We start from the raw sequence: 14,575 nt of genomic DNA on the forward strand, positions 1-14,575 counted from the left end.
CCCCTGTAGGAGCTGCCGAAGGCTGCGATCCTTTGATCTTGATAAGCCACCGAAGATCAAAAGCAAGATCAAAAGATCGCAGCCTTCGGCAGCTCCTACACGGACTCAGCGCTTCAGGATGTACTGTGCAATTGCCTGGGCTGCACCGTCTTCGGTGTTGGTGCCAGTGACGACATCAGCCTGGCGCTTCACCGCCTCCTCCGACTGCCCCATGGCAATCGACAACCCGGCGCGATGAAACATCGCCGGGTCATTGCCGCCATCGCCCATCGCCGCAGTCTGCTCCAGTGACACCCCCAGAAACCTGGCCAGCGTCGCCAGCGCATCGCCCTTGTTGGCTTGCATGGCGGTCACGTCCAGGAACACCGGCTGCGAACGCGAGACCTGAGCCTGGCCCTCGACCTTGGGCAGCAACTGCGCCTCCAGTTCGATCAGCAGCTGCGTGTTGTTGCTGGCAGCGACGATTTTGTCGATACGCTCCAGATACGGTTCGAAACTCTCCACCACCACTGGCGGATACCCCAGGCCATGCTGCTCCCGAGGAACCATTGGGCCAGTCGGGTCCTTCGCTAACCAATCGCCGCCACTGAACACCCAGACCTCGATGTCTGGCTGATCGGCAAACAACGCCAGCGTGATCAGCGCAGCCGTTGCCGGCAAGTAATGCGCGACCAGCAAACTGCCGTCGGGGTTTACGATCGTGCCGCCATTGAAAGCCGCTGTCGGCAGATCGACACCCAGGGCTTCGATCTGCTGCAACATGGCTTTGGGTGGACGGCCGGTGGCCAGGCTGAACAGCACACCGGCCTCGCGCAACGAACGGACGGCTTCGATGGTGCGCTGACTGAGGCTGTGATCGGGCAGCAGCAAAGTGCCGTCCATGTCACTGAGCAGGAAACGGATGGGTTGTTGCGTCGCATCACTCATCCGAGGCTGTGCCAGACGCGACCGTCGCGGGTCAGCAAATCTTCTGCAGCTTCAGGCCCGTCTTCACCCGCCGCGTAGCTTTGCACGCTCGCGTCCTGCTGCCAGGCGTCGAGGAATGGCTGCACGGCGCGCCAGCCGTTCTCGATGTTGTCGGCGCGCTGGAACAGCGTCTGATCGCCGGTCAGGCAATCGTAAATCAGCGTTTCGTAGCCGGTGGACGGCTGCATTTCAAAGAAATCCTTGTAGGCAAAACCCAGTTCGATATTGGCCATTTTCAGCGCCGGCCCAGGCCGTTTGGCCAGCAGGTCGAACCACATGCCTTCGTTGGGCTGAATCTGGATTCGCAGATACGTCGGCGCAAGCTCGTCGACCTCGGTATCGCGGAACTGCGCGTAAGGCGCCGGTTTGAAACAGATGACGATCTCGGTGTCGCGCACGCTCATGCGCTTGCCGGTGCGCAGGTAGAACGGCACGCCGACCCAACGCCAGTTGTCGATCATGACCTTGAGGGCCACGTAGGTTTCGGTGTTGCTGTCGGGCGCCACGTTGTTTTCCTGGCGATAACCGGGCAACGGTTTGCCGTCAATCTCGCCGGTCGCGTACTGGCCGCGTACCGAATTGGCTCGAGCCTCCTCGACCAACCAGGGGCGAATCGCGCCGACCACCTTGGCTTTCTCGCCGCGTACCGCATCGGCGCCGAAGGCTGCCGGCGGTTCCATTGCCACCATCGCCAGCAACTGGAACAGGTGATTGGGCACCATGTCCCGCAGGGCGCCGGTGTGTTCATAAAAACTGCCACGGGTTTCCACGCCGACGGTTTCGGCGGCGGTGATTTGCACGTGGTCGATGTAGTGATTGTTCCAGAACGCTTCGAACAGGCTGTTGGAGAACCGGCTGATCAGAATGTTCTGCACCGTCTCCTTGCCCAGATAGTGATCGATCCGGTAGATCTGGTTTTCCGACATCACCTTGAGCAGGCACGCGTTCAAGGCTTCGGCGGTATGCAGGTCGGAGCCGAAGGGTTTTTCGATCACCACCCTTCTGAACGCCTCGGGTGTTTCCTGCAGCAAACCGGCAGCGCCGAGACGGCGCACCACTTCACTGAAAAAGCGCGGCGCGGTGGCCAGGTAGAAGACCGCGTTGCCGGTGCCGCTGGCGGCAATTTTTGCCGCCAGGGCCTGGTAGGTGCTGTCGTCCAGGAAGTCGCCCTGAACGTAGCTGATGCCTTTGGCCAACGTCGCCCACACGTGCGGATCAAGGGCTTGATCGCCCTTGCCGACTTTGGCGGCCACTTCGGTGCGGATGAAGTCTTCAAGTTTCTTCGCGAAGGCTTCATCGGTTATGGCGTTGTGGTCAACGCCGATGATCCGCAGTCCATCCCCGAGCAGACCGTCGCGACTCAGGTTATACAGCGCCGGCATCAGCAGACGCTTGACCAGGTCACCATGGGCACCGAACAGGAACAGCGTGGTCGGTGGTGCGGGTTCTGCCTTGGATTTATTGCGGATCAATCGGGTCATTTTTTAGCAGTCTCCACATGGCCGCCGAAGCCGAAGCGCTGGGCCGAGAGAATCTTGTCGCCAAAGGTGCCTTGCCCGCGCGAACGGTAGCGGGAGAACAGCGAGTTCGACAGCACCGGTACCGGCACCGATTGTTCCATGGCCGCTTCGATGGTCCAGCGACCTTCACCGCTGTCAGCCACCGAGCCGGAATAACCGTCGAGTTTGGGATCGCTGGCCAGCGCATCGGCGGTCAGGTCCAACAGCCAGGACGACACCACGCTGCCACGACGCCAGACTTCGGCGATGTCGGCGACGTTCAGGTCAAAGCGCTGGTCTTCCGGCAGGTTGGTGCTGGATTTGGTCTTGAGAATATCGAAGCCTTCGGCGAAGGCCTGCATCATTCCGTATTCGATGCCGTTGTGGATCATCTTCACGAAATGCCCCGCGCCCGGTGGGCCGGCGTGGATGTAACCGCGCTCGGCGCGATCGTCTTCGGACTTGCGGTCCTTGGTGCGCGGGATGTCGCCCAGGCCCGGTGCCAGGCTTTCGAACAGCGGGTCCAGGCGTTTAACCACCTCGGCTTCGCCGCCGATCATCATGCAATAACCGCGCTCCAGGCCCCAGACGCCGCCGGAGGTGCCAACGTCGATGTAGTGCAGGCCTTTTTCCGACAGGGTTTTCGCCCGGCGGATGTCATCCTTATAGAAGGTGTTGCCGCCATCGATGATGGTATCGCCGGCATCAAGCAAAGTGCTCAGGGTGTCGATGGTGCCTTCGGTCGGCGCGCCGGCCGGCAGCATGACCCACACCGCTCGCGGTTTGCTTAGGCCGGCGACCAGAGCCGGCAGGTCCGCGACGCCGGTGGCGCCCTCTTCGCTCAAGGTTTCGACGAAGGCGGTATTGCGGTCGTAAACAACGGTGGTGTGCCCGTTGAGCATCAGGCGCCGCGCAATATTGCCGCCCATGCGGCCCAGTCCAATAATCCCGAGTTGCATGTGCTGATGCTCCCTACTACAAATAAAGTGTGTCAAAGGTTATAGCCCAACGCGACTAATGAGGGTTAGTCCAGAGCGTTGGCGTGAAGTTTCCGGGCATTGTGCCCGATCCCGATTGATAACGTCAGGAATCGTGCCGAAGACACAACGACCGTGAAAAATAAAAAAGTTCCCTTCCTGGGCAAAAGAAATCAAAATCGGCGCCGATAGTAAGTCAGCATCCGATTTCGGGGCGGATTTACAGTTGAGGCAGCCATTTGCGAGGTGAGCAATGGGCACAGTACAAGCAGCACGGCCAGCACAAACCCTTTACGTCACGATCCGTCGTGATGAACTGCGCCAGTTGAAAGACGAACGCGATCAGCTCAAGCAGGAAGTCGCACAATTGCGCATGCTGACGCAAGGCAGTCAGACTCAGTCGATGCCTGTTACACAGCGTGCTCCCCACGCCTGAACCCCTCGCTTGAATCGGAAGCAGCCCCCTGCTGTTTCCGACACGTCATCCGGCTTCATAAGCCTTCGCAGCTCACAAACTTTTCACACGCCCTTGTCGATACTCCGGCCCATTACGGTCGCCCGGTATCCGCGCGGCGCCCGTTCGTCGGCGACATTCCAGTCCCGGCGGTGGAAGTGATTTTTGGCTGGAGCGCTGAATGGCTTTGTTTAAACGCAGCAGCAATACGTCTGCGAAAGGTTTCGATTGGGCCGGGTTTCTCTGGCTGTTCGTGTTCTTCTGGTACTTTTCCGGGATCACCCAACTGCTGATCCAGCTGACGGGCACCTCCGGGTTCACCGGGTTCCGCCAGGCCTTCGTGATGAGTGCCATCTGGCTGGCGCCCATGCTGCTGTTCCCTAAACAGACCCGTGTCATGGCCGCGCTGATCGGCGTGGTGCTGTGGGCTTGTTCAATGGCCAGCCTGGGCTATTTCTTCATCTATCAGCAGGAATTTTCCCAAAGCGTCATCTTCATCATGTTCGAATCGAACATCTCTGAAGCTGGCGAGTACATGACCCAGTACTTTGCCTGGTGGATGGTGGCGGCATTTCTCGCCCACACGCTATTCGCTTATTTCCTGTGGACTCGTTTGCGTCCGGTGTACATGCCCCGTGGTCAGGCGCTGGTCGCCGCAACGGCCATTCTGGTGGCCGTGATCGGTTATCCGCTGATCAAACAGACCTTGCGCACCGGTAGCCTTGCCGACGGTTTCGAAAAGTTCGAAACCCGCATCGAGCCTGCCGTGCCCTGGCAGATGGCCGTGGCCTATCACCGCTACCTCGATACCCTGGCCGGCATGCAAGACATGCTCACCAGCGCGAGCAAGATTGCACCGCTGCACAACCTCAAGGATTCAGCGGCCAATCAACCGGCGACGTTGGTGCTGGTGATCGGCGAGTCCACCAACCGTCAGCGCATGAGCCTGTACGGCTACCCTCGGGAAACCACCCCGGAGCTGGACAAACTCAAGGATCAACTGGCGATCTTCGATAACGTCATCACCCCGCGCCCCTACACCATCGAGGCGTTGCAACAGGTGTTGACCTTCGCCGACGAAGAAAACCCGGAGGCGTACCTCGCGACCCCATCGCTGGTCAGCATGATGAAACAGGCGGGTTACAAGACGTTCTGGATCACCAACCAACAGACCCTGACCAAGCGCAACACCATGTTGACGACCTTCTCCGAGCAGGCCGACGAGCAGGTGTACCTGAACAACAACCGGAACCAGAACGCCGCCCAGTACGATGGCGATGTCATCGAGCCGTTCAACAAGGCGCTGACCGACGCGGCACCACGCAAACTCATCGTCGTGCATTTGATCGGCACACACATGAGCTACCAATACCGTTATCCCTCGACCTTCGATAAGTTCAAGGACCGCAACGGCGTGCCGGAAGGTGTGCGCGACGATCAACTGCCGACCTACAACAGCTATGACAACGCGGTGCTCTACAACGACTTCGTGGTGTCGAGCCTGATCAAGGGCTACGCCAAGTCCGATCCGAACGGTTTCCTGCTGTACCTCTCCGACCACGGTGAAGACGTCTTCGATTCCCCTGGCCATAACACCCTGGGCCGCAACGAAAGCAAACCGACGGCGCCGATGTACACCATCCCGTTCATGGCCTGGGCCTCGCCGAAATGGCGCGAAAACCATGACTGGAACTTCGCCGGCGAACTTACGCGGCCTTACAGCAGCTCGCATCTGATCCATACCTGGGCTGACCTGGCGGGCCTGAGCTTCGATGAACTCGATCACAGCAAAAGCCTGGTCAGCGACAGCTTCCTGCGCCGGCCACTGTTGATCGGGAATCCTTATGAGCGCCAGCAAAAGGCATTGATCGACTTCAGCCTGATAAAACCCAAGGCAGTGCCAGCCGCCCCGAACATCGTTCAGCAGTAATCCTTTCCAAGGGATCAGAACCTGTGGGAGCGAGCCTGCTCGCGATAGCGGCGGCACAGTCAATATTGATGTCGCCTATTGCACCGCTATCGCGAGCAGGCTCGCTCCCACATGGATTTTGCTGTCAGCCACTTCCTAAAGATAATAATTATTCTCGTTTAGCGCTAAATCTCCCCGCCCTCCTTCGTCTTTGAACAAACGGAATTTTTCCCTCGACGACAAGGAGTCGGCTGCGATGTTCGCGCCTATCACCCGTTCCATGACTTTAACCCTTGGCCTGTGCGGTGCAGCGCTGAGCCCGGATTTGTTAGCCGAAACCGACCCGGACAAGGAGCCCTTGGCGCCTACCCTGGAACTGGCAGCCACCAGCGTCACGGCCCAAGGCCTGGGCAGCACCACCGAAAACACCGAGTCGTACACCACCGGCGCCATGAGCACCGCCACCCGCCTGAACCTGTCAATCAAGGAAACGCCGCAATCGGTTTCCGTGGTCACGCGCCAGCAAATGGATGACTTCAAACTCGGCTCGCTCTCCGAGGCGATGAGCCAGACCACCGGTGTGGTGGTTCAGCACAACGACTCGGACCGGGTCAGCTATTCGTCCCGGGGCTACACGATCAGCAATTTCCAGGTCGACGGGATGCTGAACACCTTCAGCTACATGAAGTCCGATTCCGACACCATCATCTACGACCGCATCGAAGTGGTTCGTGGTGCAACCGGCTTGACCACGGGCGCAGGCGACCCTTCGGCCACCATCAACATGGTGCGCAAACGACCGACGGCGCAGTGGGAAGCCCAGACCGGCGTCAGCGGTGGCAGTTATGACGACTACTCCAGTTATCTGGACGTTGGCGGTCCGCTGGCTTTCGACGGACGCCTGCGCGGGCGTAGCGTGTTGGCCTATCGCGATGCTCATTCGATCCGCGACAAATATCAGCAGCAACGTGAAGTCGGCTACGGGATTCTCGAAGCCGACCTGACCGACGACACCGTGCTGGCCGTGGGTTACGACTATCAGAACAAACACGTTCAGGGTTCGTCCTACGGCACCACGCCCTATTGGAACTCTTCGGGCGGCAAGGCCGGCCTGGGGCGCTCCACCAACATGGCAACACCCTGGAGTTCCTGGCCGCTCAAGGACAAGACGGCGTTCGCCACCCTGGATCAACAACTGGGCGCCGGCTGGCATTTCAAGGCGGCCTACACTCACCGCGAAAGCGATACGGACGGCAAGTTGTATTACGGCGGTAGCGGCTTCCCCAACGAAGACCGCAGTGGCATGAGCGCCTTCCTTGGCCACATGAATGGCACACAAAAAATGAAAGCCTATGACTTCAACGTGGCCGGCCCCTATTCGCTGCTCGGTCGCGAGCATGAATTGATGGTGGGTTATGGCGAGGCCGAACGCAGTGAAGACGCACCCCACATGGTGGAGGGACCCAGGGCGGCGAATTACCTGAACATCCCTGACTGGAAATACATGGGTGACATCGCCAAGTTTCCCGACAGCGATTCCGGCCTTCCAGGCGAACAAAACAGTACCCGACAGAAAGCCGGTTACCTGGCGACCCGGTTGAGCCTGACTGACGACTTGCACGCGGTGCTCGGCAGTCGCTACGGCAGTTGGAAAGCCTCGAGCAAAGCCTACAGCTACGACGCCAACCTGCAGCTGACCAACGTGGATGCCAGTAACCAGCAACACAACGACATGTGGACGCCTTACGCCGGCCTGCTCTACGACCTCACCCCCGAATACACCGTGTACGTCAGCTACACCGACATTTTCAAACCGCAGTCCAATCGCGACGCCAATCGCAAATACCTGGAACCGGTGGTCGGCAGCAACTATGAACTGGGGCTCAAGGGCAGCCTGCTGGAAGAACGCCTCAACCTCGCCACAGCGCTGTTCTGGAGCAAACAGGACAACGTCGCCGAACTCGATGACTCAGTGCCACCGGACCCGGTGACCGGCGAGGAGTTCTTCAAGTCGGGCGGCAAAGGCAGCAAGGTCCAGGGCTTCGAAGCCGAGGTGTCGGGTGAGGTGATGGAAGGCTGGAACATGACCGCCGGTTACACCTACACCCACTCGGCCAATGGCGAAAAGCAGCGCAGCAACACCAACCAGCCATTGAACATGCTCCGGATGTCCACGGCCTATCGCCTGCCAGGCGATTGGCATGCACTGACGGTGGGTGGCGCGGTGAACTGGCAGAGCGATGTCTTCGGCAACTCCAGACGCCCGGTCGGACGTGACGCCGGTGGCGAGCTCATGACTGAAAGCGCGAAGATCCGTCAGGAGGCCTACACCGTGGTCAAGCTGATGTCGCGCTATGAGTTCGACAAACACCTGTCAGCGTCGTTGAACGTCGATAACCTGTTCGACAAGAAGTATTACGACAATGTCGGGTTCTACAACGGCGTGTTTTGGGGTGAACCGCGCACCGTGACCCTGAGCCTGGACTGGAAACTCTAGATTTGTTAACTCCCACTTAACGGAATCGCCGGACACTGTGCCCTCGACATTGGTTCATGGACGAAAGGCATCCGACATCCGTAGTGGGAGGCAAACCATGAAACGTACACCCCTGATCATCGCCGGCCTCATGACGTTCGTCTCGGCCAGCGCATTTGCCGAAGGTGGCGCCGAACGCATGCGGCATTACTACGAGACCTTGCGGTTCAACCAACAGCAGGCCCTGGGCAATACCACCGAAGGCAAAAGCTCTGAACTGCGGGTTCCTGACGATCAAACCGCACAAGTGACCGAGACTTACAAACCGAAATGACCGATGGACCTTTGACGGCTTGCTCAGCCATCGAAGATGACAGTTGGGCGTCCTCAGGGACGCCCTTTTTTTGCCCGCGATTTACAGCGCCTTGGTCCAGAACAGCATCCGGCCATGCGCCGGATCGAACATGCCGGCGGCGAATCCGAACTTGCTGTACGAAGCCTGGGCGACCGCATTGCCTTCCAGGACCTCCAGCGTGATCTTGCAGCAACCGCGTTGTCGGGCGATGTCCTCGACCTTTTGCAGCATTTTCTGGCTCAAGCCCAACCCGCGAAACTTGTTCACCACCACGACGTCATGCACGTTGACCAACGGCCGACAGGCAAAAGTCGAGAACCCTTCAAAACAATTAACCAGCCCGGCCGGCTCGCCATCCACGAAGGCCAGGACGCTGAACGCATGGGAACGCTTGGCCAGCTCCCCCGGGAGTTGCTCGATCACATCGGCGGGCAAGGAATGGCCGCCACCCATCGGGTCTTCGGCGTAAGCATTCAACACCAGACCAACAGCCTCGGCATGCACCGGATTGGTGTAGCTGGCCTGAAGCACAAGAATTTCTGCGGATTCCATTTCCATCCTCAATCACACATAAAGTAGCCCCAGCGCGGACCTCGCACTGGAAAGCCGACCCACCCTATCGCGAGCGCTGTGGTGCCGACAACCACTTGTAGATCAAAAGATCGCAGCCTCCGGCAGCGCCTATATGGAATTTTGTGTGCACCTGTAGGAGCTGCCGAAGGCTGCGATCTTTTGATCTTAATGGCCCCAGATCAACCCTTCGGTCCATCCCAACTCGGCAAAATCCTCGGCCCTGAGGCGCACCTCGCCGGAACAGAAAAACTCATCCAGTTGCGGCGGCGTGACCGAGGTGCCGCTGAGCATGGCGTGAACCTGTCCGCGATGATGAATCTCGTGCTCGAACAGATGAGACAGCAGACGCAAGCGGCTGTCATGTTGCGGCGTGTCCCGGGCGATGGTCACGATCTTGCCCAGGTCGGCGTCGCGCATTTGCTCGCAGTAGGCGATCAGTCGACGGTCCACCAGGGCTTGTTCGCGCTTGAGGTCCACGGCGGCGGTGAACGGCTCGTCTTTGTTGAAAAACACGTAGCAATCGGGGTGCGGCTCATCACCGCGCAACTCCCGTTCCAGGGCGTCCACGTAAAACCAGTCGCAGGTCAGAATGTGGTTGAGGGTCGCGCAGATACTGGGGAAGAAGCTGACCCGAGGTGCCGCCAGCTCGACCGGACTCAACTGACGCCAGGTCTTGGCCAGTCGATGATTGGCCCAGGCGTTCTGATAGGCCATGGTCAGCAAATGGTGGGACAAGGGCTGATTCATGTTCGCGGCTCCTTGGGGTCAGGCTTCGGCGAAACGTTGCAGTTGCATTTCCTGTAGACGGCTGAGGGTGCGGCGGAACGGGAACTCCAGATAACCCTCGGTGTAGAGCGACTCCATCGGCACCTGCGCCTGGAGGTACAGCGGCACCTTGCGGTCGTAGCATTCGTCCACCAGGGCAATGAAACGCCGCACACCGTCGTCGTGCACCGACAATTGCGGCAACTCGCGATCACCCGCCACCACCCGTTCGACCCCGTCTTCAGTGCCGCGGGCGATGCGTCCTTCGCGTTTTTGCGCGCTGAGATTGGGCACGTCACTCAACAGAATAGCCTTGAAGGTGTCGCACAGCGCCATGAAGTCCATGGCGGCAAAGGGCTGTTCACAGAGATCGGCGTAACGGCTCCAGAGCACGGTTTCACTGGCCTGCACGACATCGAGTGATCGGTAGCCGACCTTGATCGGCTCACCGGACACCTTTTGGCCGACGGTCAACGCCTTGAACACTTCGCCCAGCGCGCCGGGCTGTCCGGGTGCAGTCACCCAATAACGTTGCAAACCGGCGCCCGGGTGCAGGCGGTGGTCTTCGCCGCCATCCACCGCAATCACCTGCATGTGCTGCTTGATCGCCTCGATGGCGGGCACGAACCGGTCGCGGTTGAAGCCATCGGCGTACAGCTGATCCGGAGGTTGATTGGAGGTGCAGACCACCACCACGCCTTGATCGAACATCACCTGGAACAAGCGCCCGAGAATGATCGCGTCACCGATGTCATTGACGAACAGCTCATCGAAACACAGCACGCGCACTTCTTCGCTCAACTCGCGGGCCAGCGCCTTCAACGGATCGGCGGTGCCGGTCAGCTGAAACGAGCGCTGATGCACCCATCCCATGAAGTGATGGAAGTGCTGGCGCCGGGCCGGGACCTGAAGGCTTTGGTAGAACTGGTCCATCAACCAGGTCTTGCCGCGCCCGACCGGCCCCCACAGGTAAACACCGGTGACCGATGTGCGCCCTTCATGCAACGCTTCGTAGCATTTCTGCAGCGCCCAGACGGCATGTTCCTGGGCCTCGTCCTGGACGAAGCCCTTCTGTTCGATGGCGTGTTGCCAGGCGCTTAAGGGGGAGTCAATTTTCATGCGTCGCAGTATGCCACGCGGCCCGATCAGAGAGAGATGTCCAGCCGGGCGATCTTGCCCTGTTCATTGAGGCGAAACATGTAGCGCAGTTCCAGCGGGCTGCCGGGAAACGTGCCGGAGATCAGGTTGTGCACCAGCACTTTGCCAGTGCGCAGTTGCACGTCGAGCACGTCGACCCGTGGCTGGAAACGCTGAGCGGTGTCTTGCATCCATTGGGCGATGGCTTGGGTGCCGATCTGATGCTGACCTTCATCGAACACATTGGCATCCTCAGCGAAAAAACTGGCGACCCTCGACGTGTCCCGGGCATTGGCGGCAGCAATGTAGGCGGCGATGGCGGGTGCCAGTGAAGAGGCGGGATTGGACATGTTTGCAGCTCCTTGTTTATTGATTCTGGAGCTATGCTAAAACAAGCTTGTGTCAGTTCTTGTCAGGAGTGAAACGCCCGGCCTCATCCAGTTGCATCTGCTTGCGCCAGGTGCGCAACAGGTCGCTGCGTCGCCCCGGATACCGCTCGCCCTGCTCGCTCGCGGCCGAGATCCGGTCAGTGCGAAAGGTCCGATAAGCGCTGCGCAATTCACACCAGGCGACGATGATCCGTACCTCGTTGAGAAACCCCAGCGCCAACGGCCAGATCAGTCGCTGACTGGGCACCTGATGGGCGTCCGCGTAGTTGATGTGCAGCTTTGACTGATCGCGGATCGCCTGGCGAAACACATTCAGAGGCACCGCATTTGGCGCGAAGCCATAACCGGGCGGGCCCGGCAGCACGGTCGGGTTGCGCAGCGCGTCCAGCGCTTCGGGCGCCAGCACGGCGGCAATCTTGGCCAACGCATCCGCCGCCGCTTTGCTCAATACCTCGTCCCCGCGCTGATCCACATAGCGCAAACCCAGCACGATGGCTTCGGTTTCATCGGCATTGAGCATCAAGGGCGGCAGGAACAGGCCACTGCGCAGCACGTAGCCGACCCCCGCTTCGCCGTAGATCGGGGCACCCAGCGCGGTGAGTTCGGCGATGTCGCGGTACAGCGTGCGCTCGGAAATCTCCAGTTCGCCGGCGAGCGTCGCCGCCGTGACCGGGCGACTTTTGCCGCGCAGCACCTGCAACAGGGTCAGTAAACGAGTGGTACGCGACACGATGGGCAGGCTCTGTCCGGAAAAGTTGTCGGAGATTAGCAGAGACCCCTGTCAGAAAGTGGCAGCAGTGACGGGCCCGGTGGTCGGACCGTTTACCTCACATGAAAAAGCGTCTTGACGGGATATATGACTAGCATCATATTAAATACATGTCTAACGACATCTATATTCAGTCCCAGCGTTTTTTCCTTCAAGGAGTCATCCCATGCATTACAAAGTCTTCGGCCGAAAAACCGGCTTGCGGGTTTCGGAACTGGCGCTGGGCGCCGGCAACTTCGGCACGGGCTGGGGCCACGGCGCCGAACGTGACGAAGCCAAGCGTATTTTTGATGGCTACCTTGAGGCCGGCGGCAACTTCATCGACACCGCCAACGGTTATCAAGGCGGCCAATCGGAAGCCATGCTCAGCGAGTTCATCGCCGCGGAACGGGATCGACTGGTCATCGCCACCAAATACACCTTGGGGACTACACCGGCTGCGGGCATTTCCCACACCGGCAACAACCGCAAGAACATGATTCGCGCCGTGGAAGAAAGCCTGACCCGGCTCAAGACCGATCACATCGACCTGTTCTGGGCGCACATGAGCGACGGCGTGACGCCCATGGAAGAGATCCTGCGTGGTTTCGACGATCTGGTGCGCGCCGGCAAGATTCACTACGCCGGGTTGTCGAACTTCCCCGCGTGGCGCATCGCCCGGGCCGACCTGCTGGCCGAGGTTCGCGGTTTTGCGCCGATTGCCGCCATCCAGGTGGAATACAGCCTTGCCGAACGCACGGCCGAACGCGAACAACTGCCCATGGCCGAAGCGTTGGGGCTGGCCGCGACGTTATGGTCACCACTGGGCGGCGGGTTCCTCACCGGCAAGTACCGCACCAGCGGAGATAACAACCGCGCCGCCAAATTGGGCATGCTGGTGCACGCCGAGAAAAGTGCCCGGGAAACCGCCCTGCTCGACACCTTGCTCGCCGTCGCCGCGGAACTGGCGGCCAGCCCGACTCACGTCGCCATTGCCTGGCTGCGGGAAAAAGCCAAGCGTTCAACCACCGCGCTGATTCCGATTCTGGGTTCACGGACTCGCGAGCAACTGGATGCGACATTGGGCGCGTTGAATGTGCAATTGAGTGCGGACCAGTTGTCGCGACTCGAGGGTGTCAGCGGGGTGGAAATGGGTGTGCCCCATGAGTCGATTGCCGGGTCGATCGCGCGGTTTACCGGGGCCGAGACGCTGGATCTGCCAATCATTCCAGTGGCCTGACACCCATCACCTGTGGGAGCGAGCCTGCTCGCGAAGGGGGCCTTCCAGTCAACATTAATGTTGAATGTCAGACCGCTTTCGCCGGCAAGCCGGTCTCGCTCCCACATTGGTCTGTGTGTTACCGATCCACCTTGTGCCTGGCCGCATACAGACACAGCATTTCCATCGCCAATGTCGCCGCCGCCAGTGAGGTAATGTCCGCACTGTCGTAGGCCGGCGCCACTTCCACCACGTCCATGCCCACCAGATTGATCCCGCGCAAGCCGCCGAGGATCTCCAGCGCCTGCACCGTGCTCAAGCCACCGCACACCGGCGTTCCGGTGCCGGGCGCGAAGGCCGGGTCGAGGCAGTCGATGTCGAACGTCAGGTACACCGGGTTATCACCCACCCGCGCCCGAATGGCCTCGACGATGGCATCGCCGCCCCGTCGATGCACTTGCCGCGCATCCAGCACCTGAAAGCCCTGATGATCATCGTTGGTGGTGCGCAATCCGATCTGCACCGAACGCGACGGGTCCACCAACCCTTCCTTCGCCGCGTGCCAGAACATGGTCCCGTGGTCGATTCGCTTGCCCTCTTCGTCCGGCCAGGTGTCGCTGTGGGCATCGAAGTGGATCAGCGACAGCGCCCCGTGTTGACGGGCATGCGCCTTGAGCAGCGGATACGTGATGAAGTGATCGCCGCCGAACGTCAGCATCGCGCTGCCGGCACTGAGAATGTGCTCGGCATGGGCTTCGATGCTTTCCGGCACCGAGTGCGGCGTGCCGTAATCGAAGTCGCAATCGCCGTAATCAATGACAGCCAAGTGATCGAATGGATCGAACGTCCACGGCCAGTGCCGCTCCCAGGCAATCCCGGTGGACGCCGCACGAATGCCGCGAGGTCCGAAACGCGCACCGGGACGGTTGCTGGTGGCGGTGTCGAACGGGACACCGCTGACCGCTACGTCGACACCCCGTAAGTCGCGGCTGTAGCGACGACGCATGAAACTGGTGATACCGGCGTAGGTACTTTCTGCGGCAGTACCAAAGAGACTGTCGCGGGTCATGGCCTGATCGTTTTGCACAGGGACGTCCATGGTGGGTTC

The 14,575-nt window shown here is 60.0% G+C and carries 14 protein-coding genes; 5 read left to right on the forward strand and 9 right to left on the reverse strand.

Translation table 11 applies throughout. The features are described 5' to 3' along the window. Positions 1-105 precede the first annotated feature (105 nt). From ACYZUD_RS07375 to gnd, 3 genes are read right to left on the reverse strand one after another with little or no spacing between them, the layout of a single operon-like run. The gene (locus ACYZUD_RS07375) at positions 106-927 is read right to left on the reverse strand and encodes an HAD family hydrolase (protein ID WP_462023339.1); all 822 of its coding nucleotides are present in this window, start codon (positions 925-927) and stop codon (positions 106-108) included. Continuing rightward, the gene (gene zwf, locus ACYZUD_RS07380; protein WP_462023340.1) at positions 924-2,447 is read right to left on the reverse strand and encodes a glucose-6-phosphate dehydrogenase; all 1,524 of its coding nucleotides are present in this window, start codon (positions 2,445-2,447) and stop codon (positions 924-926) included. Before zwf ends, ACYZUD_RS07375 begins: the two co-directional genes overlap by 4 nt. After that, a complete protein-coding gene (gene gnd / locus ACYZUD_RS07385) occupies positions 2,444-3,424 on the reverse strand; it encodes a phosphogluconate dehydrogenase (NAD(+)-dependent, decarboxylating) (protein ID WP_462023341.1) in 981 nt (326 codons plus the stop codon). Before gnd ends, zwf begins: the two co-directional genes overlap by 4 nt. Before the next feature lie 271 nt (positions 3,425-3,695). Between gnd and ACYZUD_RS07390 the strand changes: the two genes are divergently transcribed. The 4 genes from ACYZUD_RS07390 (at position 3,696) to ACYZUD_RS07405 (ending at position 8,615) form a co-directional block, all read left to right on the forward strand. Next, positions 3,696-3,878 carry a DUF6026 family protein gene (locus ACYZUD_RS07390; protein ID WP_462023342.1) on the forward strand — a complete coding sequence of 61 codons (183 nt, stop codon included), beginning with the start codon at positions 3,696-3,698 and terminating at the stop codon, positions 3,876-3,878. Between the two features lie 199 nt (positions 3,879-4,077). Next, positions 4,078-5,826 (forward strand): phosphoethanolamine transferase CptA, encoded by a 1,749-nt coding sequence (locus ACYZUD_RS07395; RefSeq protein WP_462023343.1) that lies wholly within the window; start codon positions 4,078-4,080, stop codon positions 5,824-5,826. A gap of 235 nt (positions 5,827-6,061) precedes the next feature. Continuing rightward, a complete protein-coding gene (locus tag ACYZUD_RS07400; RefSeq protein ID WP_462023344.1) occupies positions 6,062-8,302 on the forward strand; it encodes a TonB-dependent siderophore receptor in 2,241 nt (746 codons plus the stop codon). A gap of 97 nt (positions 8,303-8,399) precedes the next feature. Beyond that, positions 8,400-8,615 carry a hypothetical protein gene (locus ACYZUD_RS07405; protein WP_462023345.1) on the forward strand — a complete coding sequence of 72 codons (216 nt, stop codon included), beginning with the start codon at positions 8,400-8,402 and terminating at the stop codon, positions 8,613-8,615. A gap of 81 nt (positions 8,616-8,696) precedes the next feature. On the opposite strand, the gene ACYZUD_RS07410 is transcribed toward ACYZUD_RS07405, so the two are convergent. The 5 genes from ACYZUD_RS07410 to ACYZUD_RS07430 form a co-directional block, all read right to left on the reverse strand. Then, positions 8,697-9,188 carry a GNAT family N-acetyltransferase gene (locus ACYZUD_RS07410; RefSeq protein ID WP_462023346.1) on the reverse strand — a complete coding sequence of 164 codons (492 nt, stop codon included), beginning with the start codon at positions 9,186-9,188 and terminating at the stop codon, positions 8,697-8,699. A gap of 186 nt (positions 9,189-9,374) precedes the next feature. Further along, on the reverse strand, positions 9,375-9,956 hold the full coding sequence (locus ACYZUD_RS07415) for a DinB family protein (RefSeq protein WP_462023347.1): 582 nt from the start codon (positions 9,954-9,956) through the stop codon (positions 9,375-9,377). A gap of 18 nt (positions 9,957-9,974) precedes the next feature. Next, entirely contained in the window at positions 9,975-11,093 is a 1,119-nt protein-coding gene (gene zapE / locus ACYZUD_RS07420) for a cell division protein ZapE (RefSeq protein ID WP_462023348.1), read from the reverse strand. Positions 11,094-11,119: 26 nt separating this feature from the next. Further along, positions 11,120-11,461 (reverse strand): nuclear transport factor 2 family protein, encoded by a 342-nt coding sequence (locus ACYZUD_RS07425; RefSeq protein ID WP_462023349.1) that lies wholly within the window; start codon positions 11,459-11,461, stop codon positions 11,120-11,122. A 52-nt stretch (positions 11,462-11,513) separates the two neighbouring features. Then, on the reverse strand, positions 11,514-12,230 hold the full coding sequence (locus ACYZUD_RS07430) for a helix-turn-helix transcriptional regulator (protein ID WP_462023350.1): 717 nt from the start codon (positions 12,228-12,230) through the stop codon (positions 11,514-11,516). A 205-nt stretch (positions 12,231-12,435) separates the two neighbouring features. Here ACYZUD_RS07430 and ACYZUD_RS07435 point away from each other — a divergent pair, with 205 nt between their 5' ends. Beyond that, positions 12,436-13,488, forward strand: coding sequence for an aldo/keto reductase (locus ACYZUD_RS07435; RefSeq protein ID WP_462023351.1), 1,053 nt, complete (start codon positions 12,436-12,438; stop codon positions 13,486-13,488). Positions 13,489-13,606: 118 nt separating this feature from the next. Here ACYZUD_RS07435 and speB read toward each other — a convergent pair whose 3' ends face one another. After that, positions 13,607-14,566, reverse strand: a complete 960-nt coding sequence (gene speB, locus ACYZUD_RS07440) for an agmatinase (RefSeq protein WP_462023352.1) — start codon at positions 14,564-14,566, stop codon at positions 13,607-13,609. Positions 14,567-14,575 lie beyond the last annotated feature (9 nt).

It is taken from the genome of Pseudomonas sp. XS1P51, from assembly GCF_054897845.1.